19 protein-coding genes are annotated in these 22,911 nt (G+C 61.2%); 10 read left to right on the forward strand and 9 right to left on the reverse strand.

Going from position 1 to position 22,911, the window contains the following annotated elements; all coding sequences use genetic code 11:
* Positions 1–9: 9 nt before the first annotated feature.
* The 3 genes from EGY12_RS11870 to ppnP all read left to right on the forward strand — a co-directional run bounded on the left by EGY12_RS11870 (position 10) and on the right by ppnP (position 2,123).
* On the forward strand, positions 10–939 hold the full coding sequence (locus EGY12_RS11870) for a DUF1177 domain-containing protein (protein ID WP_123893781.1): 930 nt from the start codon (positions 10–12) through the stop codon (positions 937–939).
* 4 nt (positions 940–943) lie between these two features.
* On the forward strand, positions 944–1,621 hold the full coding sequence (locus EGY12_RS11875) for an AroM family protein (protein ID WP_123893782.1): 678 nt from the start codon (positions 944–946) through the stop codon (positions 1,619–1,621).
* Between the two features lie 211 nt (positions 1,622–1,832).
* Entirely contained in the window at positions 1,833–2,123 is a 291-nt protein-coding gene (gene ppnP, locus EGY12_RS11880) for a pyrimidine/purine nucleoside phosphorylase (RefSeq protein WP_004940463.1), read from the forward strand.
* Positions 2,124–2,188: 65 nt separating this feature from the next.
* Here the strand turns inward: ppnP and rdgC are convergent, their stop codons facing one another.
* Entirely contained in the window at positions 2,189–3,100 is a 912-nt protein-coding gene (gene rdgC / locus EGY12_RS11885) for a recombination-associated protein RdgC (protein ID WP_004940461.1), read from the reverse strand.
* 216 nt (positions 3,101–3,316) lie between these two features.
* Between rdgC and mak the strand changes: the two genes are divergently transcribed.
* Positions 3,317–4,231, forward strand: coding sequence for a fructokinase (mak, locus tag EGY12_RS11890; protein ID WP_123893783.1), 915 nt, complete (start codon positions 3,317–3,319; stop codon positions 4,229–4,231).
* 157 nt (positions 4,232–4,388) lie between these two features.
* On the opposite strand, the gene licT is transcribed toward mak, so the two are convergent.
* From licT to sbcD, 3 genes are all read right to left on the reverse strand, one after another.
* Positions 4,389–5,237 (reverse strand): BglG family transcription antiterminator LicT, encoded by an 849-nt coding sequence (gene licT, locus EGY12_RS11895; RefSeq protein WP_123893784.1) that lies wholly within the window; start codon positions 5,235–5,237, stop codon positions 4,389–4,391.
* A gap of 231 nt (positions 5,238–5,468) precedes the next feature.
* The gene (gene sbcC, locus EGY12_RS11900) at positions 5,469–8,720 is read right to left on the reverse strand and encodes an exonuclease subunit SbcC (RefSeq protein WP_123893785.1); all 3,252 of its coding nucleotides are present in this window, start codon (positions 8,718–8,720) and stop codon (positions 5,469–5,471) included.
* Positions 8,717–9,949: an exonuclease subunit SbcD gene (gene sbcD / locus EGY12_RS11905; protein WP_123893786.1), complete on the reverse strand. Its 1,233-nt coding sequence runs from the start codon at positions 9,947–9,949 to the stop codon at positions 8,717–8,719. The genes sbcC and sbcD overlap by 4 nt, the downstream gene beginning before the upstream one ends.
* 215 nt (positions 9,950–10,164) lie before the next feature.
* Between sbcD and phoB the strand changes: the two genes are divergently transcribed.
* The 5 genes from phoB to proY all read left to right on the forward strand — a co-directional run bounded on the left by phoB (position 10,165) and on the right by proY (position 16,453).
* On the forward strand, positions 10,165–10,854 hold the full coding sequence (phoB, locus tag EGY12_RS11910; protein WP_004940438.1) for a phosphate response regulator transcription factor PhoB: 690 nt from the start codon (positions 10,165–10,167) through the stop codon (positions 10,852–10,854).
* 24 nt (positions 10,855–10,878) lie between these two features.
* Positions 10,879–12,195, forward strand: coding sequence for a phosphate regulon sensor histidine kinase PhoR (phoR, locus tag EGY12_RS11915; RefSeq protein ID WP_004940434.1), 1,317 nt, complete (start codon positions 10,879–10,881; stop codon positions 12,193–12,195).
* Positions 12,196–12,209: 14 nt separating this feature from the next.
* On the forward strand, positions 12,210–13,172 hold the full coding sequence (locus tag EGY12_RS11920; protein WP_123893787.1) for a PstS family phosphate ABC transporter substrate-binding protein: 963 nt from the start codon (positions 12,210–12,212) through the stop codon (positions 13,170–13,172).
* A gap of 484 nt (positions 13,173–13,656) precedes the next feature.
* On the forward strand, positions 13,657–14,973 hold the full coding sequence (gene brnQ, locus EGY12_RS11925) for a branched-chain amino acid transport system II carrier protein (protein WP_015376824.1): 1,317 nt from the start codon (positions 13,657–13,659) through the stop codon (positions 14,971–14,973).
* Between the two features lie 73 nt (positions 14,974–15,046).
* Positions 15,047–16,453 (forward strand): proline-specific permease ProY, encoded by a 1,407-nt coding sequence (gene proY / locus EGY12_RS11930; RefSeq protein ID WP_028128209.1) that lies wholly within the window; start codon positions 15,047–15,049, stop codon positions 16,451–16,453.
* A gap of 45 nt (positions 16,454–16,498) precedes the next feature.
* Here the strand turns inward: proY and EGY12_RS11935 are convergent, their stop codons facing one another.
* From EGY12_RS11935 to EGY12_RS11950, 4 genes are all read right to left on the reverse strand, one after another.
* Complete coding sequence (locus EGY12_RS11935; protein ID WP_025160069.1) at positions 16,499–16,786, reverse strand: HigA family addiction module antitoxin; 288 nt, start codon at positions 16,784–16,786, stop codon at positions 16,499–16,501.
* A complete protein-coding gene (locus EGY12_RS11940; protein ID WP_019454217.1) occupies positions 16,786–17,064 on the reverse strand; it encodes a type II toxin-antitoxin system RelE/ParE family toxin in 279 nt (92 codons plus the stop codon). Before EGY12_RS11940 ends, EGY12_RS11935 begins: the two co-directional genes overlap by 1 nt.
* An 85-nt stretch (positions 17,065–17,149) precedes the next feature.
* A complete protein-coding gene (locus EGY12_RS11945) occupies positions 17,150–17,419 on the reverse strand; it encodes a hypothetical protein (RefSeq protein WP_123893788.1) in 270 nt (89 codons plus the stop codon).
* 132 nt (positions 17,420–17,551) lie between these two features.
* Entirely contained in the window at positions 17,552–18,808 is a 1,257-nt protein-coding gene (locus EGY12_RS11950) for a mechanosensitive ion channel family protein (protein ID WP_123893789.1), read from the reverse strand.
* A gap of 247 nt (positions 18,809–19,055) precedes the next feature.
* Between EGY12_RS11950 and malZ the strand changes: the two genes are divergently transcribed.
* A complete protein-coding gene (gene malZ, locus EGY12_RS11955) occupies positions 19,056–20,879 on the forward strand; it encodes a maltodextrin glucosidase (protein WP_123893790.1) in 1,824 nt (607 codons plus the stop codon).
* Positions 20,880–20,932: 53 nt separating this feature from the next.
* Here the strand turns inward: malZ and ggt are convergent, their stop codons facing one another.
* Positions 20,933–22,696, reverse strand: a complete 1,764-nt coding sequence (gene ggt / locus EGY12_RS11960) for a gamma-glutamyltransferase (protein ID WP_123893791.1) — start codon at positions 22,694–22,696, stop codon at positions 20,933–20,935.
* Between the last annotated feature and the right edge of the window lie 215 nt (positions 22,697–22,911).

Below are 22,911 nucleotides of genomic sequence, written 5' to 3' on the forward strand. Positions count from 1 at the left end.
AAAACGACCATGAGTTTGCAACAAACGCTGCAGGTTTTTGAATTGATTGATAGCGCATTCGTCAGCGGCCAGGACGTCGTCGATCTGTTTGCGCCTTACCCGGCGATCCGGGCCAGCACCTTGCGCGCCGACGGGCCGAAGGGTGGCACCGATTTCGTGCGCATCGAGATCCCCGGTAGCGCAGGTAAGTTCGGCGGCGGTACGGCGCCGACGCTGGGCATTATCGGCCGCCTGGGCGGCATCGGCGCACGGCCGACGCGTATCGGGCTGGTGTCCGACGGCGATGGCGCGATCGCCGCCATTGCCGCCGCGCTGAAGTTGGCGGAGATGCAGCGTAAGGGCGACACGCTGCCGGGCGATGTGATCGTCACCACCCATATTTGCCCGAACGCGCCCACCCGGCCGCATGACCCGGTCGATTTTATGGATTCGCCGATCGATGACGTGACGATGAACGATAATGAAGTGGTACCGGAGGTTGACGCCATCCTGTCGATCGATACCACCAAAGGCAACCGCATCATCAACCACAAAGGCTATGCGCTGTCGCCGACGGTGAAAGAGGGCTACATCCTGCGGGTGGCGGAAGATCTGCTGCGCATCATGGAGATGACCAGCGGCCGCCCGGCGGTGACCTTCCCAATCACCACGCAGGATATCACCCCTTATGGCAACGGTGTACATCACCTCAACAGCATCCTGCAGCCCTCGACCGCTACTGCGGCGCCGGTGGTCGGCGTGGCGATTTGCAGCGAATCGGTGGTGCCGGGCTGCGGGACCGGCGCCAGCCACGAAACGGACATTGCGCTGGCGGTTAAATTCGCGGTGGAAGTCGCCAAAGAATTCGGCCGCGGCACCTGCCGGTTCTACGATGCCGCCGAATACGACCGGCTGTTGGCGCTGTACGGCAGTCTGAGCCACCTGCAAAAAAGGAGATAGACCCATGACGGTCTCATTCGCCACGCTGACCCTCGGTCAGGCGCCGCGCAGCGATATCATGCCGCTACTGTCTGCTTATCTGCCGGCGGAGCGGGTGAGGCACGTCGGTTTGCTGGATGGCCTGGATGCCGGGCAGATCGCCGAGCGTTATGCGCCGCAACAGGGCGATAAGCTGCTGGTGTCGCGCCTGTTGGACGGTACACAGGTGACGCTCTGTGCCGCTCGCGTCGAAAGCGGACTGCAGCAGAAGATCCGCGAGCTGGAGGCGGCGGGGTGCCAGGTGATCCTGCTGCTGTGCACCGGCGAGTTCGAGCGATTGCAGACGGAACGGGCGCTGTTGCTGGAGCCGGATCGCATTATCCCACCGTTGATCTCCGCGATCGTCGGTGAACACCGCGTTGGCATCGTGGTGCCGATGGCGGAACAGGTTGGGCAGCAGGCGCGTAAATGGCGGCAACTGGCGACGCCGCCGAGCTATGCTGTCGCCAGCCCCTATCTGGCTGATGATGCCGCGCTGGAGCAGGCGGCTTGCGCGCTGCTGCGGCAGGGGGCGGAGGTGGTGGTGCTCGATTGCATCGGTTATCACCAGCGCCATCGCGCTTTTTTGCAGGCGCGTCTGTCGGTGCCGGTGCTGCTGTCCAACGTACTGGTCGCCAAGCTGGCTGCAGAGTTAATCGACTGATTCAAATAGCGATAAGTAAGCTCTCGACGCGGCCTCAGGCGCTTTGCACCCGTGCATCTCCTTGGGCTACAGCAGCACTGACTACCGGTGAGAAGCCCGGCAGCGTTTTTCACTGCGCCGCGATCGCATTTCGCGCGAAAAACCAGTGACAGATCAACCGCAATCCCCCAATATGGATTTTCCATCAAGATGATTACGCGGGTGCCAGTCTATGCTGAAAGTGAATGAGTATTTTGCCGGAAAAGTGAAGTCTATCGGTTTTGACAGTAGCAGCATCGGTCTTACCAGCGTGGGCGTGATGGAAGAGGGCGAATATACCTTCTCCACCGCGCAGCCGGAAGAAATGACGGTGATCACCGGCGCGCTGAAAGTGCTGCTGCCGGGGGCGCCGGACTGGCAGGTGTTTACGCCGGGCGAGAAGTTCTTCGTGCCGGGGCACAGCGAGTTCAACCTGCAGGTGGCCGACGCGACCGCCTATCTGTGCCGCTACCTGAGCAAATAAACTTTGTTCGTCAGGGGAACGCAGGGCTCAGCGGATGCTGGGCCCTGGTCATTTCTGAGGCGGGATTAACGCTGGGCTTCGCCGCCGAGCGCTTCGATGGTGTTTTTGATCAACGCCGCCAGCTCGCTGGTCATCAGGATAAAGTCGGCGTCAAAGCGCTGGGCGAAGTCATCGCGATCGATGTCGTCGTTCTGCTCGCGCAGCGTGTCGGCGAACTTCAGGCGCTTGAGCGAGCCGTCGTCCGACAGCATCAGCTGAATGCGTTCCTGCCAATCCACCGCCAGCTTGGTCACCAGTTTGCCGGCTTCGATATGCACCGCGATTTCGTCGCTGATCAGGTTCTGTTTCTTGCAGCGGATCACGCCGCCTTCTTCCAGAATCGCTTTCAGCTCCGCTTCATCCTGAATGGCGAAGCCGGCCGGCATCTCGCCGGAACGCACCCATTCGGTCAGCGTCAGTTCGATCGGGCTTTCCATGGTCAGCGGCACCACCGGCAGCGAGCCGAGGCTCTTGCGCAGCAGCGCCAGCGTATCTTCGGCGCGTTTGGCGCTGGCGGCATCGACCATGATCAGATCGTTGACGGTGTCGATCCACATGAAGGTCTGGTTGAAGCGGCTGAACGCGCGCGGCAGCAGGCTGTGCAGCACTTCGTCCTTCAGCGCGTCTTTCTCGGTCTTCTTCAGTTTACGATGTTGTTCCGCCTCCAGGCGCTCAATCTTGGCCTGCAGCTCTTGCTTGATGACCGGTGACGGCAGGATTTTCTCTTCCTTGCGCGCGCAGATGACGATCTGGCCGTTGACCGCGTGCGTCAGCGCATCGCTGTGCGAGCCCATCGGGGAGACCCAGCCGGTCTTCGCCATGTCCTGGCTGCCGCACGGCGTGAAGGCGAACGCGCTGAGTTGTTTTTCCATTTCATCCGCGTTTAACGCCACTTCGCGGCTCAAACGGTAAACCATCAAATTCTTAAACCACAGCATAATGTTATCCCTGGCTGGGCGTGCGTTCGGCACGCTGATTCGTCAAAAGCAGGGCGGCATGATAACGAATTGACGCTGAAAAATCGCCCCATTCTCTCCGAATTGCGTCGCCGTACGCAGCGGAAAAGGCCTGGCCGGGGAGAGGGAAACAGGTGATTCATCCGCGCGCTTACATTAGGCTGTGGCAACGCTGCGCTGCATCGAGGAGAAAAAAACGTGCGCATTGGCATCGATTTGGGTGGGACAAAAATTGAAGTGATTGCGTTGGCGGACGACGGGCGAGAGCTGTTTCGCCATCGCATCGCCACGCCGCGCCATGACTATGGGCAAACCCTGGCGGCGATCGCCGGGCTGGTGAAACTGGCGGAAGATCATACCGGCGAACAGGGATCGGTCGGGATCGGCATTCCCGGCACGCTGTCGCCGTTTACCGGGCGGGTGAAAAACGCTAACTCGGTATGGCTCAACGGCCAACCGCTGGACAAGGATCTGTCGGCGCTGCTGGCGCGCGAGGTGCGTATCGCTAACGACGCCAACTGCCTGGCGGTGTCGGAAGCCACCGACGGCGCAGGCGCCGGCGCGAAAACCGTGTTTGCGGTCATTATCGGCACCGGCTGCGGCGCCGGCGTGGCGCTGAACGGCCAGGCGCATTCCGGCGGCAATGGCATCGCCGGCGAATGGGGCCACAACCCGCTGCCGTGGCAGGATGACGATGAGCTGCGCTACGCCCGCGAAGTGCCGTGCTACTGCGGCAAACCGGGCTGTATCGAAACCTTTATTTCCGGCACCGGTTTCGCCACCGACTATGCGCGCCTGAGCGGCAACGCGCTGCAAGGGCACGAGATTATGGCGCTGAGCGAGCGGGGCGATGCGCTGGCGGAGCAGGCGATCGTGCGCTACGAAATGCGACTGGCGAAAGCGTTGGCGCACGTGATCAACATTCTGGATCCGGACGTGGTGGTGCTCGGCGGCGGCATGAGCAACGTGGATCGCTTGTACCGCAATGTGCCGCCGTTGGTGAAAGGCTGGGTGTTCGGCGGCGAGTGTGAAACGCCGATCCGCAAGGCGGTGCACGGCGACTCCAGCGGCGTACGCGGTGCGGCCTGGCTGTGGCCGCAACAGCAGCGCTAAGCGTTGCAACAAAGCGCGAGCCTGCTCGCGCTTTAAACGACTCCCTGTACAAAACTGGACGGCGCTTTATGCTTTAGCTAAGGAGGGCGCGTATGGCAATTCGGGCCAATATGCACGAAGCCAAATCCAATCTGAGCCAGCTGGCGGACACCCGCCGTTAAGCCGGTTTTTCCTCGCTTTCGCTGCGTACCCGTTCGATATGAATGGTCAGGAACATCATCTCCTCCGTGGTGAGCTGATGCTGATAGTGCTTTTCGATGTGGCGGTTGATCTTGCCGGCGCAGGCGAATGACTCTCGGTACTTCTCTTTCACTACCTGATACAGCGAGTCGTCGTCGCTGTCGACGTAGTTTTTCCCCAGCAGGCGCTGGGCAAAGAATTTCAAATGGGTGACGAAACGGTGGTAGCTCAGGGCTTCCTCGTTGTAATCAAAGCGGAAGTGGTATTTGACCAGATTGAGGATCTCTTGCATCACGCGGGTGATGTGCAGCGTGTTGTGCATCTCGTCGTTAAGCTGGGCGTTGACCAGGTGCAGGGCGATAAATCCGGCCTCGTCTTCCGGCAGCGCGGTATCCAGCCGCTGGGCGATCAGAGCCAGCGCCTCCAGGCCGACGGCGAACTCGGCCGGGTAGAGCTTTTTAATCTCCCACAGCAACGCATTTTTGATATCCAGCCCTTCGGCGTGTCGCTGCAGGGCGAAGTGGATGTGGTCGGTCAGCGTGATGTAGACGATGTTATGCAATTTACCCGGCAGGCGTTCTCGGGCAAGGGTAATAATCCTGTCGGCGGTGGTGACGCAGGCCAGCGGGATCTCGGAGAGCAGTTCTTTATAGCGCTCGGCGATTTCGCCGCCGTTATGGGTGAACACCTTTTCGATCAGGCTTTCGTCCAGCGTGTCGCCGGGCTTCTTTTTAAAGCCGATTCCTTTTCCCATTACCACCGTCTCTTCCTGACGGTCATCCAGCGTAATCACCACGTTATTATTGAGTATTTTAGCGATTCTCATGGTTTTTCCCGGTGTTTCAGCATCCTGAAAACGAAAAAACCTGACGCCCGGAAGCGATCCCGGGCGTCAGGTTTTGCCTGTATTTTATGTTTCTGTCCTGCGGCCTGAGCGGCGGAGGGGATACAGTAACAATCCTGTTATGCCTGCATAATAACCCGTGCTCGCCGCGGCTCAACGCTTTTCACCGCGGAGTGCCGCCGCGGTCACACTTCTGTGCCGCGCACGGCGGGATCATTCCAGCCTGAAGTGCGCCTCCAGCCGGCTGACGCCGAGCCCGTTGACCTTTTTCACTTTGATCTGCACCGGAATGCGCTCTTTCATCGCCTCGACGTGGCTGATCACGCCAATGGTTTTACCGGAAGCATTCAGGCTGTCCAGCGCGTCCAGCGCGGTATCGAGGGTTTCGGCGTCCAGCGTGCCAAAGCCTTCGTCGAGGAACAGCGAGTCGATGCTGGTTTTGTGGCTGACCAGATCGGACAACGCCAGCGCTAGCGCCAGGCTGACCAGGAAGCTTTCGCCGCCGGACAGGGTACGGGTATCGCGCAGCGCGTCGGCCTGCCAGGTGTCCACCACCTGCAGCTCCAGCGCGTCGCTGGTTTTGCGCTGCAGCAGGTAGCGCCCGTGCAGCCGGCCGAGCTGAAGGTTGGCCAGATAAACCAGATGATCGAGCGTCAGCCCCTGCGCGAAGCGGCGGAACTTGTCGCCTTCTTTCGAGCCGATCAGCTGGTTGAGGTAGCTCCAGTCGTCGTAGTCTTGCTGGCTGCGGGCGATTTGCTCGAACAGCGCCTGTTGATTGAGACGGCGGGCGGCGTCGCTTTCCAGCTGGTTGCGCAGCTCGCCCTGGCTCAGCTGCAGCGCCTTCAACTGCTGTGCCAGTTCGGCCAGCGATTGGGTGAGCGCGTCGAGATCCGCGTTGGCCTCATCCGTCCCTTCCGGGCGGTTCTGCCGATGCTGCTCCAGCGTTTGCGTCGCCTGAGCCAGCAGGGCCGCAGCCTCTACCTGCCGCTGTTGCAGCTGCTCTTTACGCTGCTGCAATTCGCGGCGCAGGGCGTCGTCCAGCAGCGCGGCGGCGAAGGTGGTTTCATCGGCGAATTCGCTGTCGGCCAGCGCCTGCAGCCATTGCTGCTCCGCCTGCTGCAGCCGTTCCTGCATTTGGGTGTGCTGTTGTTGCAACCCGGCCTGCTGGCCGGCCAGGCGCTCGCGCAGTTCCTGCGCCTTTTGCCACTGCTCGGCGGCCTGCAAGCTGGCCTGTTCACAGGCGATTTGTTTGGCGCGCAGCTGTTCGCGCACCTCGGCGACTCGCTGTTCGCCGAACAGCGCCAGCCGCTGCGCGCGCCGCTCGGCGAGGGTCTTCTCGCCTTCCTGCCAGCGTTGAAGCAGGTCTTGCTGCTGTTGCAGGCTGGCGGCATGAGTTTTCTGCAACAGCATAAAGCGCTCTTCGAGCAGCGCCAGCTGTTGCTGCGCCTGCTGCTGCTGCGTTTGCAGAGCGGCGAGCGCGTCTTTTGCCTGTTGTACCGCCTGCGCCGCCTGTTCATGCTGCTGCAGCGCGTGCTGCCCGCGCCGCTCTTCGTCGTCGCAGCCGCTCAGCCAGGCGCTGAGTTGCTCGCCCTCCGCCAGGGTAAAGTCGAACGCCAGCGGCGCGCTGAGCTGCTGCCATTGCTGCTGTTGGGCAGCCAGCTGCTGCTCATCCTGCGCGATAGCCTGCTGCTGGCGTTGCTGCTGCTCTTGCAGGCCTTCACAGCGGGTGCGCAGCTCGGTGCCCTGGGTTTGCAGTTTCTCGGCGAGGGTGCGCATCTCAACCAAGCGCTGTTCCGTCGCCGAAGGCTGCACCGCCTGATATTGCTCCACCGCCGGGTGGTTGGGGGAGCCACACAGCGGGCAGGGGGCACCGCTCTGCAGCAGGGCGCGCTCCGCTTCCAGGCTGACGATGCGTTTTTCCAGCTCGTGGATCCGCTCCACTTCCTGTAGCTGCGCCTTGTGCTGCTTGAATTGCTGACGCGCGCTCTCCAGCTGTTGTTGCAGTCCGGCGAGCTGTGTTTGCCGCTCGGCGTGCTCCGCCTGTTGCCGGGCAAGACGGTCACGGGTCTGCCGGTACAGGGAAGCGAGCGTGAACAGCTGCTGACGCGTTGGGCGCAGATCCGCCAGGGTGCTCAGGCGCTGGCGCAGCGGGGCCAGCGGCGTTTGCGCCTCCAGCGCCTGCTGCTGTTGCTGTTGAACGGTCAGCGCTTCACTCAGCGCATTCAACTGTTGCTGATACTGCCCGGCCTGAGCCGTCAGCTGGCTGCGCTGAGCGGTGAGCTGCTCCAGCGCAGTTTGCTGCTGGGCGCACTGCTGCGCGGCGGCATCGCCGGCCTGTCGCCGTTCGGTCTGCGTCGACTGCAGTTGGGCGATCTGATGGTCGAGCGGGGCGACCTGGTCATCGATCAGCTGTTGCTGCTGCCGCATATGCTCGGCATGAGCTTGCTGCGCCAGACGGGCCTTTTCCACCGCCTGCTGCAGCGGCGCCAGCTGCGCCGAGTGCCGCTCCTGTTGCTGCGTCAGCTGGGCTGCCTGCTGTTGTATCGTCTGCAGCTCGGCGCGGCAGCGATCGCGTTCGCCGCGCAGCGGCCGTAATTTCTCGGCCGGTTCGCTCAGCGCCAGCCGCTGCAGCTGCGGGGCGGCCTCGGCCTGCTCGCGATGGGTGGTTTCCAGCCGCCGTTGCCCCTCGTTTTGCTGTTGCTGGAGGCGTTGCCATTGTTGCAACCAGCTCAGCGCCTGTTGCTGCCGCTGGGTTTGTTCGCCGAGGGCGATTTCCTGCGCGCTCAGCGCCGTCAGCCGTTCAGTCAGGGAGTGGCGCTGTTCATCGTTCAGCAGCTCGATGCCGCTGGCGCGCTGGTGCAACGCATCCAGGTCGGTTTTGGCCTGCTTGTGGGATTCGAACACCTGTTCGGACAGCCGCCCGTAGATTTCGGTGCCGGTCAGCTCTTCCAACAGCTCGGCGCGATCGTTGGCATCGGCGTTGAGAAACGCGGCGAACTGCCCCTGAGACAGCATCATCGATTTGGTGAAGCGGCCGAAGTCCAGCCCGGTAATGGCGGCGGTGATCTCCAGCTTGTCGCGCACTTTGTCCGCCAGGATCTTGCCGTCCTCGCGGCGCGCCAGTTCGACCTTCGGCGCCTGCAGATTGCCGTCCGGCGCGTTTTTGGCGCGGCGCTGGCTCCAGAAGGCGCGATAGCCGACGCCCTTGACCTCGAATTCGACCTCCGCCAGCGATTCGGCGGTGTGACGGGTCATCAGTTCATTCTGGCTCGGCGTGACGTTGAGGCGCGGCGTCTGGTGATACAGCGCCAGGCAAATGGCGTCCAGCAGGGTGGTTTTGCCCGCGCCGGTCGGGCCGGTAATGGCGAACAGGCCGTTGCTGGCGAACGGCTCGGCGGTGAAGTCAATTTTCCACTCGCCCTGCAGCGAGTTGAGGTTTTTTAACCGCAGGCTGAGGATCTTCATGGTTGGGTCTCCTCAGGATTGTGCTGCACCGCATCGACCACCTGACGGAACAGTTGATGCATCCGCCGTTGGCGCGCTTCGGGCATGTCGGCCTCCTGCGCCAGGCGCCGTTCGAACACCTCGTTGACGCTCAGCTCGTTCAGCGTTTCCTTGTCCTGCTGCGCGATCGCCTGGCGGCGTTGCTCTTTGCTGCGCCGCAGCAGCACGACTTCCACCGGCAGCTCATCCGCCATCAGTTGGATGCGGCGCTGAATATCGCTGAGGTAGTCCTGCGTCGCCACTTCGATATCCAGCCACACCGGCAGCTCGCCGGCATAGTCGGCAAATTGCTGCAGCTGTCGTTCGATCTCAGCCAGATCGCCTTTAATCAGCTGCATGGGCTGGAACTGCGGGATCGTTAGCGCTTTTACCTGCTGAAGAGCGCCGTCGGCGAAATCGACCAGGAAGACGCTTTTGGCTTTGCCCAGCTCATCGAAGCTGAGTGGAATCGGTGAGCCGCTATAGCGTATATGTTCCGACTTGGCGACGTTCTGCGCGCGGTGAATGTGACCCAGCGCTATATAGTCGGCGGGAGGGAAAGCCTGTGCCGGGAAGGCGTCAAGGGTGCCGATATAGATGTCGCGCACCGAGTCGGAGGTGGTGACGCCGACGGTGGTCAGGTGGCCGGTGGCGACGATCGGCAGCGGCTGGCCCAGCCGATCGCGGCGCTCGCAGGCCGCCTGATACAGCGCTTGGTAATGTTCGGCGATGGCTTCCTGCAGCGCCTGCTGTTTCTGCGCGCCGGATTCGCCGGCGCGGCTGGTGAGCAGATCGCGTGGCCGCAGAAACGGAATGGCGCACAGCACGGCACCCGGCTGGCCGTCGCGTTGGTTAAGCACCACAATCTGTTGCTCGAGGGCGCCCTGCGCACTCGCGATCACCGTGGTGTTCAGGCAAGAGAGCAGTTCCCGCGATTCGTTCAGCGTCGCTACCGAGTCGTGGTTGCCGCCCAAAACCACCAGTTGGCAGCCGGTGCGCTGCAGTTCCACCACGAAGCGGTTGTACAGCTCGCGGGCGTAGCTGGGCGGCGAGCCGGTATCGAACAGATCCCCGGCGACGATCAGCGCATCCACCTGCTGCTGCTCGATCTGTTCGATCAGCCAGTTCAGAAAAGCCTGGTGCTCGGCGGCGCGGCTTTTGGTGAAAAAGTACTGGCCAAGATGCCAGTCAGAGGTGTGGATCAGGCGCATGACACTCCCGGATGCAAAGGTAATGGCGATGATTATAAAGGCCGCGGCGGCGGCTGTCCCGGCGCAATGGCGACGACTACGGAATGATTTTTCTTTGCGCCGGGAAATAATCGCTATGCTTACTGCCTATAACAGCCGCTTTTTTTCATAAAAGTGTCACAAAACTGACGCATAATGGCGCCCGCAAAGTCGCTAACACATTGGCAGGATTGACGATGGCAAGACGCATACTGGTGGTGGAAGACGAAGCGCCGATCCGTGAGATGGTGTGCTTTGTGTTGGAACAGAATGGTTACCAACCGTTGGAAGCCGAGGATTATGACAGCGCCGTGACGCGCCTGTCTGAGCCGTTCCCTGATTTGGTGTTGCTCGACTGGATGTTGCCCGGCGGTTCCGGCATTCAGTTTATCAAACATATGAAGCGCGAAGCGCTGACCCGCGATATTCCGGTCATGATGCTGACCGCGCGCGGCGAAGAGGAAGACCGCGTGCGCGGCCTGGAAGTGGGGGCGGATGATTACATCACCAAGCCGTTCTCGCCCAAGGAGCTGGTGGCGCGCATCAAGGCGGTCATGCGCCGTATTTCACCGATGGCGGTGGAAGAAGTGATTGAAATGCAAGGGCTGAGCCTGGATCCGTCCTCCCACCGCGTGATGGCTAACGATCAGGCGTTGGATATGGGGCCGACCGAGTTCAAGCTGCTGCACTTCTTTATGACCCACCCGGAGCGGGTTTATAGCCGTGAGCAGTTGCTTAATCACGTCTGGGGCACTAACGTTTATGTGGAAGACCGTACCGTTGACGTGCATATCCGTCGGCTCCGCAAGGCGTTAGAAACCAGTGGGCATGATAAAATGGTTCAAACCGTTCGGGGCACCGGCTACCGGTTCTCAACGCGCTACTGATCGCGCCGCGCTGGAGAATATGCCGTGTTAGAACGTCTGTCGTGGAAGAGGCTGGCTCTGGAGCTGGCTCTTTTTTGTCTGCCCGCCTTACTGCTGGGGCTGATTTTCGGTTATTTGCCCTGGTTCCTGCTGGCCTCCGCGCTGGCGGCGCTGGTGTGGAATTTCTACAACCAGCTCAAGCTCTCCCATTGGCTGTGGATCGACCGCAGCATGACGCCGCCGCCCGGCCGCTGGAGCTGGGAGCCCCTGTTCTATGGCCTGTATCAGATGCAGCAGCGCAATCGCCGCCGCCGGCGCGAGCTGGCGCTGCTGATCAAGCGCTTTCGCAGCGGGGCCGAATCGCTGCCTGACGCGGTGGTGATGACCACCGTCGAAGGCAACATTTTCTGGTGCAACGGGCTGGCGCAGCATCTGCTCGGCTTCCGCTGGCCGGAAGACAACGGCCAGCACATCCTCAACCTGCTGCGTTATCCGGAATTCAGCCATTATCTGCAACAGCAGGAGTTCTCGCGCCCGCTGACGCTGCAGCTGAACAACGAACACTACGTCGAATTCCGCGTGATGCCTTATTCCGAAGGGCAGCTGCTGATGGTGGCGCGTGACGTCACCCAGATGCGCCAGCTGGAGGGCGCGCGGCGCAACTTCTTCGCCAACGTCAGCCATGAACTGCGCACGCCGCTGACGGTGCTGCAAGGCTACCTGGAGATGATGGGCGACGAAGAGCAGGACGGTTCGCTGCGCAGCAAGGCGCTTAGCACCATGCAAGAGCAGACCCGCCGGATGGACGGGCTGGTCAAGCAGCTGCTGACGCTGTCGCGCATCGAGGCGGCGCCCAATGTCGACATGAACGAGCGGGTGGATATCCCGCTGATGCTGCGGGTGTTGCAGCGCGAGGCGCAATCGCTGAGTGGCGGTAATCACGAGATCACCTTCCGGGTGAACGAACAACTCAACGTGTTCGGCAATGAAGACCAGTTGCGCAGCGCGGTGTCTAACCTGGTGTACAACGCGGTCAACCACACGCCGAAGGGCACTCATATCGAAGTGAGCTGGCAGCAGACGGCGCATGGCGCGCAGTTCCAGGTCAGCGATAACGGGCCGGGCATCGCCGCCGAACACCTTCCGCGCCTGACCGAGCGTTTTTACCGCGTCGACAAGGCCCGTTCGCGCCAGACCGGCGGCAGCGGGCTGGGGCTGGCGATCGTTAAACACGCGCTCAGCCATCACGACGCGCGGTTGGAGATCCTTAGCGAGCCGGGGATCGGCACCCGCTTTATCTTTACCTTACCCAACCGGTTGATTGTTCCCGCCGCTTTATCAGAGAATGCGGTGAAAAATTAACGCGAGACACCGGTATGACCCGAATAACCCGAGGGCTGTTGCTTTGCCTGGCGCTGCTGGCCGGACGCGGCGCGCTGGCGCAACCCGACGGCATGTTGGCGGGCAACCTGTCCAGCGTCGGTTCCGACACCCTGGCGAATCTGATGGCGCTGTGGGCGCAGGATTTCAGCCAGCATTACCCCAACGTTAACCTGCAGATCCAGGCCGCCGGCTCCTCTACCGCGCCGACCGCATTGGCGGCGGGCGCCGCGCAGTTGGGCCCGATGAGTCGGCCGATGAAAGCGGCCGAGGTTTCGGCGTTCGAACACCGCTATGGCTATGCGCCGCTGGCGGTGCCGGTGGCGGTGGATGCGCTGGTGGTATTGGTGCATCAGGATAACCCGCTGCGCGGCCTCAATCTGCAGCAGCTCGATCGCATTTTTTCCGCCACCCGGCGCTGCGGTGAAAGCCAGCCGCTGACGCGCTGGGGCGAGCTGGGGCTTAGCGGCGACTGGGCGACGCGTTCGCTGCAGCGCTTCGGCCGCAACTCGGCTTCCGGCACTTACGGCTATTTCAAACTGCGCGCGCTGTGCGGCGGCGACTTTATGCCGCGCGTCAATGAGTTGCCCGGTTCAGCTTCGGTGGTGCAGGCGGTGGCCGGTTCGCTCAACGGCATCGGCTATGCCAGCATCGGCTTTCGCGCCAGCGGCGTGCGGCTGCTGCCGTTGGCGGAATCGGGGGAGGATTATGTGGCACCTACCGCCGACAACGTGCGTAACGATCGCTACCCGCTGTCGCGCTACCTCTATATCTACATCAACAAAGCGCCTAATCAACCGCTCGAACCACTGACTGCCGCGTTCCTCGATCGCGTGCTGTCGACCGCAGGGCAGAGCCTGGTCAATCACGACGGCTATCTGCCGCTGCCGCCGGGCGCCCTGCAAAAGACTCGCCAGGCTCTTGGGTTGCCGCCGCTCGCACCGGCCCTGATGCAATAAACGACAAAAAGCGGCGTAATTTTCGCCTTTTTTAGCGGCGGATCGGAGCTTATGCCACGCGAAAATAGGGCATTTATTGGCGTTTTCGCGCGGTAAAGTGATATATGCTTCACGTTTCGTGAATTCATTGTTCAAAAATGATACAAATCATGTAGTGTATATTTATTGATAGCCAATATGATCGACTGGTGGATAAAGTTTATATGGTCGATAGCTCTGCTTTTCGCCGTGCGTCTTGCCTTGAAGCGCTATAAACGTTTACCTTAGCCTTCGTTGTCGGATTAAACCTCCATTTTTATAACTCCTAAAATTTTGCCCATCTCATGAGCGGCCACTTTCGAATAGGGACATAAACGCCGGATCGATTGCGTTTACGGTGCTTATTTTGGCGCTGCGATGATCGGGCATGCCGGCAACCGGGTGGGGCGTCACGCCACCACGCTATCGGACAATTTTTTCATTTGAACAGGCAACACGACATCGTATGAGTCATCGTTTAACGTCAAAAGATATCCTGGCACTGGGCTTTATGACCTTTGCCTTATTTGTTGGGGCCGGGAACATCATCTTCCCGCCGATGGTCGGCTTGCAGTCCGGTGAACACGTCTGGACCGCGGCGCTGGGCTTCCTGATCACTGCCGTCGGTCTGCCGGTGATTACCGTCATCGCGCTGGCGCGCGTCGGCGGCGGCATCGATGCCCTCAGTTCGCCGATCGGCCGCGGCGCGGGCCTGCTGCTGGCGACCGTCTGCTACCTGGCTGTCGGCCCGCTGTTCGCCACGCCGCGCACCGCCACCGTGTCCTTTGAAGTGGGCATCGCCCCGCTGACCGGCGACGGCGCCATGCCGTTGTTCATCTACAGCCTGGTGTACTTCGCGCTGGTGATCGGCATCTCCCTGTATCCGGGCCGCCTGCTCGACACCGTCGGCCATGTGCTGGCACCGCTGAAGATCGTCGCGCTGGCCGTCTTGGGTATCGCCGCGCTGTTGTGGCCTGCCGGCGCACCGATTCCGGCGACGACGGCCTACCAGAGCGTGCCTTTCTCCTCCGGCTTCGTTAACGGCTATCTGACTATGGATACGCTGGGCGCGCTGGTATTCGGCATCGTTATCGTCAACGCGGCGCGCTCGCGCGGCGTGAAAGACGCCGGTTTGTTGACCCGTTACACCATTCTGGCCGGTTTGATTGCCGGCGTGGGTCTGACGCTGGTTTACCTGAGCCTGTTCAAGCTGGGTTCCGGCAGCGGCGCGTTGGTGCCTGACGCCACCAATGGCGCGGTGATCCTGCATGCTTATGTTCAGAACACCTTCGGTGGCCTGGGCAGCTTCTTCCTGGCGGCGCTGATCTTCATCGCCTGTATGGTGACTGCGGTGGGCTTGACCTGCGCCTGTGCCGAGTTCTTCGCGCAATACCTGCCGTTCTCGTACAAGACGCTGGTATTTATTCTGGGCCTGTTCTCGATGGTGGTGTCCAACCTCGGTCTGAGCCACCTGATCCAGATCTCCATTCCGGTGCTGACCGCGATTTACCCGCCGTGCATCGTGCTGGTGGTGCTGAGCTTCACCCTGCGTTGGTGGCACAGCGCGCCGCGCATCATCGCGCCGGTGATGCTTGTCAGCCTGTTGTTTGGTATCCTTGACGCGGTGAAAGCGTCCAGCTTCCAGCAGCTGCTGCCGGCCTGGACTACTCACCTGCCGCTGGCGGAGCAGGGGTTGGCATGGTTGCCGCCTTCGCTGCTGATGCTGGTGCTGGTCGCGATTTATGATCGGGTGTGCACGCGTTCCCAAGTGACCGCGCACTGATAATCCCCCGGCTTAATCTAGGGCCACGGACATGTCCGTGGCTTTTTTACGTTTAAAACTATGGGTCATCTTCATGCAACAACAGTCACCCACCACTGCCCCCGACAATAAGCTGAAACGCGGCCTCAGCACGCGTCATATCCGCTTTATGGCGCTGGGATCGGCCATCGGCACCGGGTTGTTCTACGGCTCGGCGGACGCCATCAAAATGGCCGGCCCGAGCGTGCTGCTGGCTTACCTGATCGGCGGCATCGTGGCCTTTATCATCATGCGCGCACTGGGGGAGATGTCGGTCAACAACCCGCAGGCCAGCTCGTTTTCCCGCTACGCGCAGGACTACCTCGGCCCGATGGCGGGTTACATCACCGGCTGGACCTACTGCTTTGAAATCCTGATCGTCGCCATCGCTGACGTGACCGCCTTCGGCATCTATATGGGGGTCTGGTTCCCGGAAGTGCCACACTGGATCTGGGTGTTGAGCGTAGTGCTGATCATCGGCGCCATCAACCTGATGAGCGTCAAGGTGTTCGGCGAGCTGGAGTTCTGGTTCTCGTTCTTCAAAGTTGCCACCATCATCATCATGATCGCGGCCGGCATCGGCATCATCATTTGGGGTATCGGCAACGGCGGGCAACCGACCGGCATTCATAACCTGTGGTCGAACGGCGGCTTCTTCAGCAACGGCGTTATCGGCATGATCCTGTCGCTGCAGCTGGTGATGTTCGCTTACGGCGGCATTGAAATCATCGGCATCACCGCCGGCGAAGCCAAAGATCCGAAAAAATCGATTCCGAAGGCCATCAACTCGGTGCCATGGCGCATTCTGGTGTTCTACGTCGGCACGCTGTTCGTCATCATGTCTATCTACCCGTGGAACCAGGTGGGCACCAACGGCAGCCCGTTCGTGCTGACCTTCCAGCATATGGGTATCACCGTGGCGGCGGGCATTCTCAACTTCGTGGTGATCACCGCTTCGCTGTCGGCGATCAACAGCGACGTCTTCGGCGTCGGCCGCATGCTGCACGGTATGGCCGAGCAGGGCCACGCGCCGAAGATGTTCAGCAAGGTGTCGAAACGCGGCATTCCCTGGGTGACGGTGGTGGTGATGATGCTGGCGCTGCTGCTGGCGGTATACCTCAACTACATCATGCCGGAAAGCGTATTCCTGGTGATCGCCTCCCTGGCGACCTTCGCCACCGTATGGGTGTGGATCATGATCCTGTTCTCACAAATCGCCTTCCGCCGCAGCCTGAGTAAAGAGCAGGTGAAGCAGCTGGCGTTCCCGCTGCGCGGTGGGGTGTTCACCTCGGTGGTGGCGATCGTGTTCCTGGTGTTCATCATCGGCCTTATCGGCTACTTCCCGACCACGCGTGTTTCGCTGTACGCCGGCCTGGTCTGGGTGGTATTGCTGCTGGCGGGATACTGGTTCAAGGTCAACCATCAGAAAAAACGCGTGCCGCTGGCGACGCAGCAAGACTAAATGGAAAAACACCGGCTAAGGCCGGTGTTTTTTTAGGGGCTGGCGTCAAGCGAAGTCCAGCTTGCGCAGTTTCGAAACGTCGATGGACTGCCTGGCCTGCCACAGATCGTAAGCATCCTGCATGCCCATCCAAACCTGTTCGGAACTGCCTATCACGATGGACAGGCGGATGGCCATTTCCGGCGAGATATCGGACTTTCCGCTGATCAGGCGTTGAACCGTGGAGGGCGCGACGTCCAGCGCTTTAGCCAGCGCGCGCGCGCTGAGATTCAGCGTTTCCATGGTTTCTTTGATCAACTCGCCAGGATGAGGGGGATTATGCATGCGGTTCATTAGTGATAGTCCTCATAATTCACGATATAAACATCACCCTCGACCAGTTCAAACGTGATACGCCAGTTGCCGGTTACGGTGACGGACCATTGCCCGCTGCGAGCGCCCGTTAGCGGGTGCAAGAAGAAGCCAGGCAGATCTACGTCATCAATCACTTTCGCCAGATCCAGCACGCTCAGCCGTAGCGCGATTTTCTTCGCCTGCTTGGCGTCGATACCCGCCGTTGAACCGGTTTCGAAAAACTTTTTGAGTCCCTTATGCTTGAAGCTTCTTATCATCCTGACGGCTCCATAAGTGTTGCGCTATACGCATCATAGCCAGGTGTTGCGTGTTGCGCAACAAAATGGGGCGTTTTTTAACCTACTATGACAAGCGTTTGTCTTCCACTTCATCCTCCCCGGCGGCGCGCGCTTCGATACGCATGTCGCCGCCGTTAAGGCGTTCCTCCTCTTCCTCGCCGGCGCAGCGCGCCAGCACTTCGCGAATGTCCTGCATATTGCTGCTGAGGGCGCTCAGCGAAGGTTGCAGATTGCGGGGCATGCGGCTTTCGTCCAGCGAAGCGCTGTGCAGGCAGCCGATAAACAGCAGGGTGGCCATCAGGGTAAACAGCCGATGACGTAACCGTTTCAGCAAGGGCTTTCCCTCTCGGTGGTGAAGGTGATGGCGCATTAACGCCGTTTTCGCCGGGGAAAAGAAGGGGATGGAGATATCTGCTGGCAATTGAAAGAACATCATTACCAGCAGACACAGTTACGTCAGCCGACGTCAGGAAGCGTTCGCGTTTTGTAGCAGCATGCCGCGCAGGTCATTGCCGGTTGGCGTTTGATGCACGCGCAGGCCGAACTCGTCGATCACCGCCAGAATATGGTCGAAAATATCCGCCTGAATGCTTTCATACTCCGCCCAAACCGTGGTGTTGGTGAAGGCGTAGATTTCCAGCGGCAGGCCTTCCGGCGTCGGCGCCAGTTGGCGCACCATCAGCGTCATGTTCTGATGAATGCGCGGGTGAGCGCGCAGATAGGCTTCCAGATAGGCGCGCAGCGTGCCGAGGTTGGTCAGGCGGCGGCCGTTGAGCGGCGAGGCCAGATCGACGGCGATCTCCTGGTTATGTTGGCTCAGCTCCTGGGTCTTGACGTCCAGGTAGCTGTGCAGCAACGGGTTGCGCTGCAGGCGGCGCTGTTCCTCTTCCGACAGGAAGTGCACGCTGCCGGTGTCGATATTCAGGCTGCGCTTGATGCGGCGCCCGCCGGATTCCGACATCGAACGCCAGTTTTTGAACGAGTCGGAGATCAGCGCGTAGGTGGGAATGGTGGTGACGGTGTTGTCCCAGTTACGCACTTTGACCGTGGTCAGGCCGATGTCGGTGACCGCACCGTCGGCGCCGTATTTCGGCATTTCCAGCCAGTCGCCGATCTTCAGCATGTCGTTGGCGGAGAGCTGAATGCCGGCCACCAACCCGAGGATCGGATCCTTGAACACCAACATCAAGACCGCGGTCATGGCGCCCAGGCCGCTGAGCAGCAGCAGCGGCGATTTGCCCATCAGCAACGAAACGATCATGATGCCGATCAGGATCGCCGCCACCAGTTTCAGGCCCTGGAAAATGCCGCGCAGCGGCAGCTGATTGGAGATCGGGCTTTGGCGCAGCAGCGCCAGCAGCGTATCCAGCAGCGAGAACAGCGACAGCAGGGTGAAGGCGAGGATCCACACCTGCGCGGCGGTGACGATCACCGCCTGGGTCTGGCTGCCGCTTTGCAACCACAGCGTCGCCTGGATGCTGATGATCACCCCTTGCAGCAGCAGCGCCACGCGCTGGAACAGTTTGTATTGGGTGATGGCCTGTTGCCAGACGCGCTGCGATTGCTGGCCACGGCGCTGAAGGGCGGCCAGCACCACCCGGTGCAGCACCAGGTGGATCGCGACCGAGATCAGGACAATCAACCCCAATACCATCAACAGCGACATCACTCCGCCGAATTCCAAACCAAACTGTTCCAGCCAGCGCGTTATCTGTTGTTGCATTACCGCTCCTTAAAAAATGCGCAAAAAATATCCTGTAAACTTAAAACGCGTTAGCCTAAGGGTTAACGTGCAGGATTTGTGCCTATTTACCTTTTTTTACATCGTGTTAGCGTTATTTCTCGGTCTCCGCCCCCCGGCTCATCCCCGGGTTTTGCGGCCAGAGAGGAGGGGGAGTTGCACTTAACGTGGCATTGTTCGTTTCTTGAAGAACGCCGTCGATTTCGTTTGGTACAGCAGGAGAAACAGTATGCTTAGCGCCTGGCATCAACCGGTCCCGCCTTTTGTGGTGAAACAAGGGCAACGTTTGGATATCACGCTGTGGTTACAGGGGGATGAACTGCCGGAACGGGTGTTTTTGCGCGCCGAACCGGACAACGAAGAGTGGCTGCTGGCGATGAAAGCGCAGCGCCACGAGGGGATGCGGCGCTACCAGGCCAGCCTGACGCTGAATGAGGGCGAGCCGACGCGGCGTTACTGCTTCAAGCTGCTGTGGGCCGATCGTCAGCAGTGGTTCGGCCCGCAGGGCTGGTCGTCAACGCCGCCGGGCCAGCTGGCGCAGTTCGCCGTCGACGAACCTGACAACGCTCCTGAGTGGGTGGCTGATCAGCTGTTCTACCAGATTTTCCCCGATCGCTTCGCCAGCAGCGGCGGCGAGCACGGCATTCAGAGCGGCAGCTACCGCCATCACGCGGCCGGCGCCGAGGTGATTCGGCGCGACTGGCAGCACCCGCTGGAGGATCGCCACGCCGCCTCGACTTTTTACGGCGGCGATCTGGACGGCATCAGCGCCAAACTGCCGTACCTGCAGCAGCTGGGCGTGACGGCGCTGTATCTGAACCCGATTTTTACCGCACCGAGCGTGCATAAGTACGATACCGAGGACTATTACCAGGTCGATCCGCACTTCGGCGGCAACGCGGCGCTGCAGCGTTTGCGAGTGAGCACTCACAAGGTGGGCATGAAACTGGTGTTGGACGGGGTATTCAACCACACCGGTGACTCGCATCCATGGTTCGACCGCCATCGTCAGGGCGAAAACGGCGCCTGTCACCACCCCGATTCGCCGTATCGCAGCTGGTTCAACTTTTACCCGGACGGCCGCGCGCTTGACTGGAAGGGCAATGCCAGTCTGCCGAAGCTCAACTTCGCCGAGCCGCAGGTGGCGGAAGCGATCTATCGCGGGGAAGGCAGCGTGGTGCGCCACTGGCTGCGCCCGCCGTACAGCATCGACGGTTGGCGGCTTGACGTGGTGCACATGCTGGGGGAGAACGGCGGCGCCACCGGCAACCTGCACCACCTGGCTGGCATCTATCAGGCGGTGAAGCAGGAGAACCCGCAGGCCTACGTCTTGGGCGAGCACTTCGGCGACGCGCGCCGCTGGCTGCACGCCGGCGTGGAGGACGCGGCGATGAACTACATGGGGTTCGCGCTGCCGGTGCGGGCATTTTTGGCGGGGCTGGACGTGGCCTATCACCCGGTGCGGCTGGACGCCGCCGGGTGCGCGCAGTGGATGGACGGTTACCGCGCCGGGCTGCCGCACGGCCGCCAGCTGATCCAGTTCAACCAGTTGGACAGTCACGATACCGCGCGTTTCCTCACGCTCTTGCAGGGGAACGCGGCGCGTATGCAGATGGCGGCGGTGTGGCTGCTGAGCTGGATTGGCGTGCCTTGTCTCTATTACGGCGATGAGATTGGTTTGGACGGTGGCAACGATCCGTTCTGCCGCAAGCCGTTCCCGTGGGACGTCGGCGACTGGGACCGGCCGCTGTTGGCGCTGTTCCAGCGTATGGCGGCGCTGCGGAAACAGAGCGTGGCGGTGCGCCGCGGCGGCTGCCAGGTGTTGTACGCCAGCGGGGAAACGCTGGTGTTCGTGCGCCTGTATCAGCAGGAACAGGTGCTGGTGGCGCTGCAGCGCGACGGCAGCGGCCAGGCGCAGCTGCCGCACAACCCGCTGTTGGCGCGCGGCCCATGGCGGCGTGTGGAAGGGCGAGGAGAGCTGAGCGAAACAGCAGGTGGGCTGCGCCTGCAGCTGGCGGAAGAGTCGGCCACCGTGTGGCGTTATGAAGGCTAAAGAAACTGCGGGGGCCTAAAGGCCCCCGCGATTAAGGTGAGTAGGCGTTTACATCAGTAACCGACCGCGGAGCCTGCCGGGCGACGCACGTCGTTGGCGCCGTACAGATAGCCTTCGCGCACCTTGCCGGACACCGCCGAGTCGTTGCCGGAGTTGGCCGGGCTGACGCCCGCCGCGCCCGGCAAACCGACCAGAATCAGTTCGGCGGCGCCCCACGGCGTTTGCTCGACCATCTTATACCCCATGCCGTTCAGCAGCTTCAGCGTATCGGCAGAAACGCCGCGCTGCTCGTAGTACACCTCATCCGGCAGCCACTGATGGTGGATGCGCGGCGCGTCTACCGCTTCCTGCGGCGCCATGCCGTGGTCGATCACGTTCAACGCGGTCTGCAGGGTGATGGTGATGATGCGCGAACCGCCCGGCGAACCCAGCACCATAAAGATCTTGTTGTCCTTGGTCACCAGCGTCGGGCTCATCGACGATAGTGGGCGCTTACCGGGGGCAATGCTGTTGGCGGTGCCCTGCACCAGCCCGTACAGGTTTTTCTCGCCCACTTTCACCGTGAAGTCGTCCATCTCGTCATTGAGGAAGAAGCCGGTGCCCGGTGCGATCACCACGGCGCCGAAGCGGCCGTTGACGGTATAGGTGGTGGAGACGGCGTTGCCGTCATGGTCGACGATCGAATAATGGGTGGTTTCCGGTTTCTCATGCGGTTCCATGCCAGGCTGCACGTTTTCCGACGGCGTGGCCTGGTCCGCGACGATTTTCTTGCGGATTTGCTCGGCATAGCTCTTGCTCACCAGCCGGTCGATCGGGTTCTTGATGAATTCCGGGTCGCCGAGATAGGTGTTGCGGTCCATATAGGCATGGCGCATCGCTTCGGTCATGGTGTGAATGGCCGCCGCCGAGTTGAAACCCATGCTTTTCAGGTCGTAGCCTTCCACCACGTTGAGGATTTCGCACAGCGTCACACCGCCGGAGCTGGGAGGCGGTGCCGACACGAACTTGTAGCCGCGATAGCTGCAGGTGATCGGCGGCGTTTCGGTGACCTTGTAATTGGCGAAGTCGGCGGCGGTCAAAATGCCGCCGCCCTGTTTGGCCGCCGCCTCCACCGCCTGCGGGATTTTGCCTTTATAGAAGGCGTCGGTTCCCCCTTTGGCGATGGCCTCCAGCGTGTTGGCCAGATCGGTTTGCACCAGTTTATCCCCCGGTTGCAGCGGGCTGCCGTCCGGGCGCAGGAAGATTTTTGCCGACTCGGGATCTTGTTTGAAGCGCGCGACGGTGGTGTCGAGGATATCCGTGTCGGCGCGGGTCAGCACAAAGCCTTCGCGCGCCAGCTTGATAGCCGGCGCCAGCACCTGTTCGCGGCTCAACTTGCCGTACTTCTCACGCGCGGTTTCCATCCCCAGCACGGTGCCCGGCACACCCGCGGCCAGATAGCCGTACAGGCTGGCGTCTTTCTTCACCTTGCCGCCGGCATCCAGATACATGTTGGCGCTGGCCGCCGCCGGCGCGGTTTCGCGGAAGTTGATGAAGGTGTCGGTGCCGTCCGCCAGGTGGACGGTCATAAAGCCGCCGCCGCCGATGTTGCCGCAGCAGGGGTTAACCACCGCCTGCGCATAGCCCACCGCCACGGCGGCGTCGATGGCGTTGCCGCCCATCTTCAGGATATCCACGCCGACCTGCGAGGCCAGGTGTTGCGAGGTGACCACCATGCCGTTTTTGGCTTCCACCGCCGGGTTGGATGCCGCATACAGGCTGCCGCTGACCAGCAGCGCCGCCATGGTCAGGGGTTTGCTCCATTTCTGTAAAAACATAGTTATTCCTACCCTGTCAGTTTTTATTGTGTTGTGTTTGCTTGCCGTTGTTCGCTTGCAAAGCGCGAGCCAGCGTTATTGATAGTAGCCGCAGATGGGCGCACGCGCGGCGGACAGGGCGGGAAATGTGAGCGGAAACAGGGAAATAAAGCACTGCTGGTGGGCGGTCTGCCCCATAAAGGGGCATAAAAAAACCGGCCGCGTGGGCCGGTTGA

The sequence above is a fragment of the Serratia sp. FDAARGOS_506 genome (assembly GCF_003812745.1).
GTDB lineage: Bacteria > Pseudomonadota > Gammaproteobacteria > Enterobacterales > Enterobacteriaceae > Serratia.

Coding starts and splice junctions, on each gene's coding strand:
- EGY12_RS11870 (WP_123893781.1), top strand. CDS start 10: ATGAGTTTGCAACAAACGCTGCAGGTTTTTGAATTGATTGATAGCGCA.
- EGY12_RS11875 (WP_123893782.1), top strand. CDS start 944: ATGACGGTCTCATTCGCCACGCTGACCCTCGGTCAGGCGCCGCGCAGC.
- ppnP (WP_004940463.1), top strand. CDS start 1,833: ATGCTGAAAGTGAATGAGTATTTTGCCGGAAAAGTGAAGTCTATCGGT.
- rdgC (WP_004940461.1), bottom strand. CDS start 3,100: ATGCTGTGGTTTAAGAATTTGATGGTTTACCGTTTGAGCCGCGAAGTG.
- licT (WP_123893784.1), bottom strand. CDS start 5,237: ATGAGAATCGCTAAAATACTCAATAATAACGTGGTGATTACGCTGGAT.
- sbcC (WP_123893785.1), bottom strand. CDS start 8,720: ATGAAGATCCTCAGCCTGCGGTTAAAAAACCTCAACTCGCTGCAGGGC.
- sbcD (WP_123893786.1), bottom strand. CDS start 9,949: ATGCGCCTGATCCACACCTCTGACTGGCATCTTGGCCAGTACTTTTTC.
- phoB (WP_004940438.1), top strand. CDS start 10,165: ATGGCAAGACGCATACTGGTGGTGGAAGACGAAGCGCCGATCCGTGAG.
- EGY12_RS11920 (WP_123893787.1), top strand. CDS start 12,210: ATGACCCGAATAACCCGAGGGCTGTTGCTTTGCCTGGCGCTGCTGGCC.
- brnQ (WP_015376824.1), top strand. CDS start 13,657: ATGAGTCATCGTTTAACGTCAAAAGATATCCTGGCACTGGGCTTTATG.
- proY (WP_028128209.1), top strand. CDS start 15,047: ATGCAACAACAGTCACCCACCACTGCCCCCGACAATAAGCTGAAACGC.
- EGY12_RS11935 (WP_025160069.1), bottom strand. CDS start 16,786: ATGAACCGCATGCATAATCCCCCTCATCCTGGCGAGTTGATCAAAGAA.
- EGY12_RS11940 (WP_019454217.1), bottom strand. CDS start 17,064: ATGATAAGAAGCTTCAAGCATAAGGGACTCAAAAAGTTTTTCGAAACC.
- EGY12_RS11950 (WP_123893789.1), bottom strand. CDS start 18,808: ATGCAACAACAGATAACGCGCTGGCTGGAACAGTTTGGTTTGGAATTC.
- malZ (WP_123893790.1), top strand. CDS start 19,056: ATGCTTAGCGCCTGGCATCAACCGGTCCCGCCTTTTGTGGTGAAACAA.
- ggt (WP_123893791.1), bottom strand. CDS start 22,696: ATGTTTTTACAGAAATGGAGCAAACCCCTGACCATGGCGGCGCTGCTG.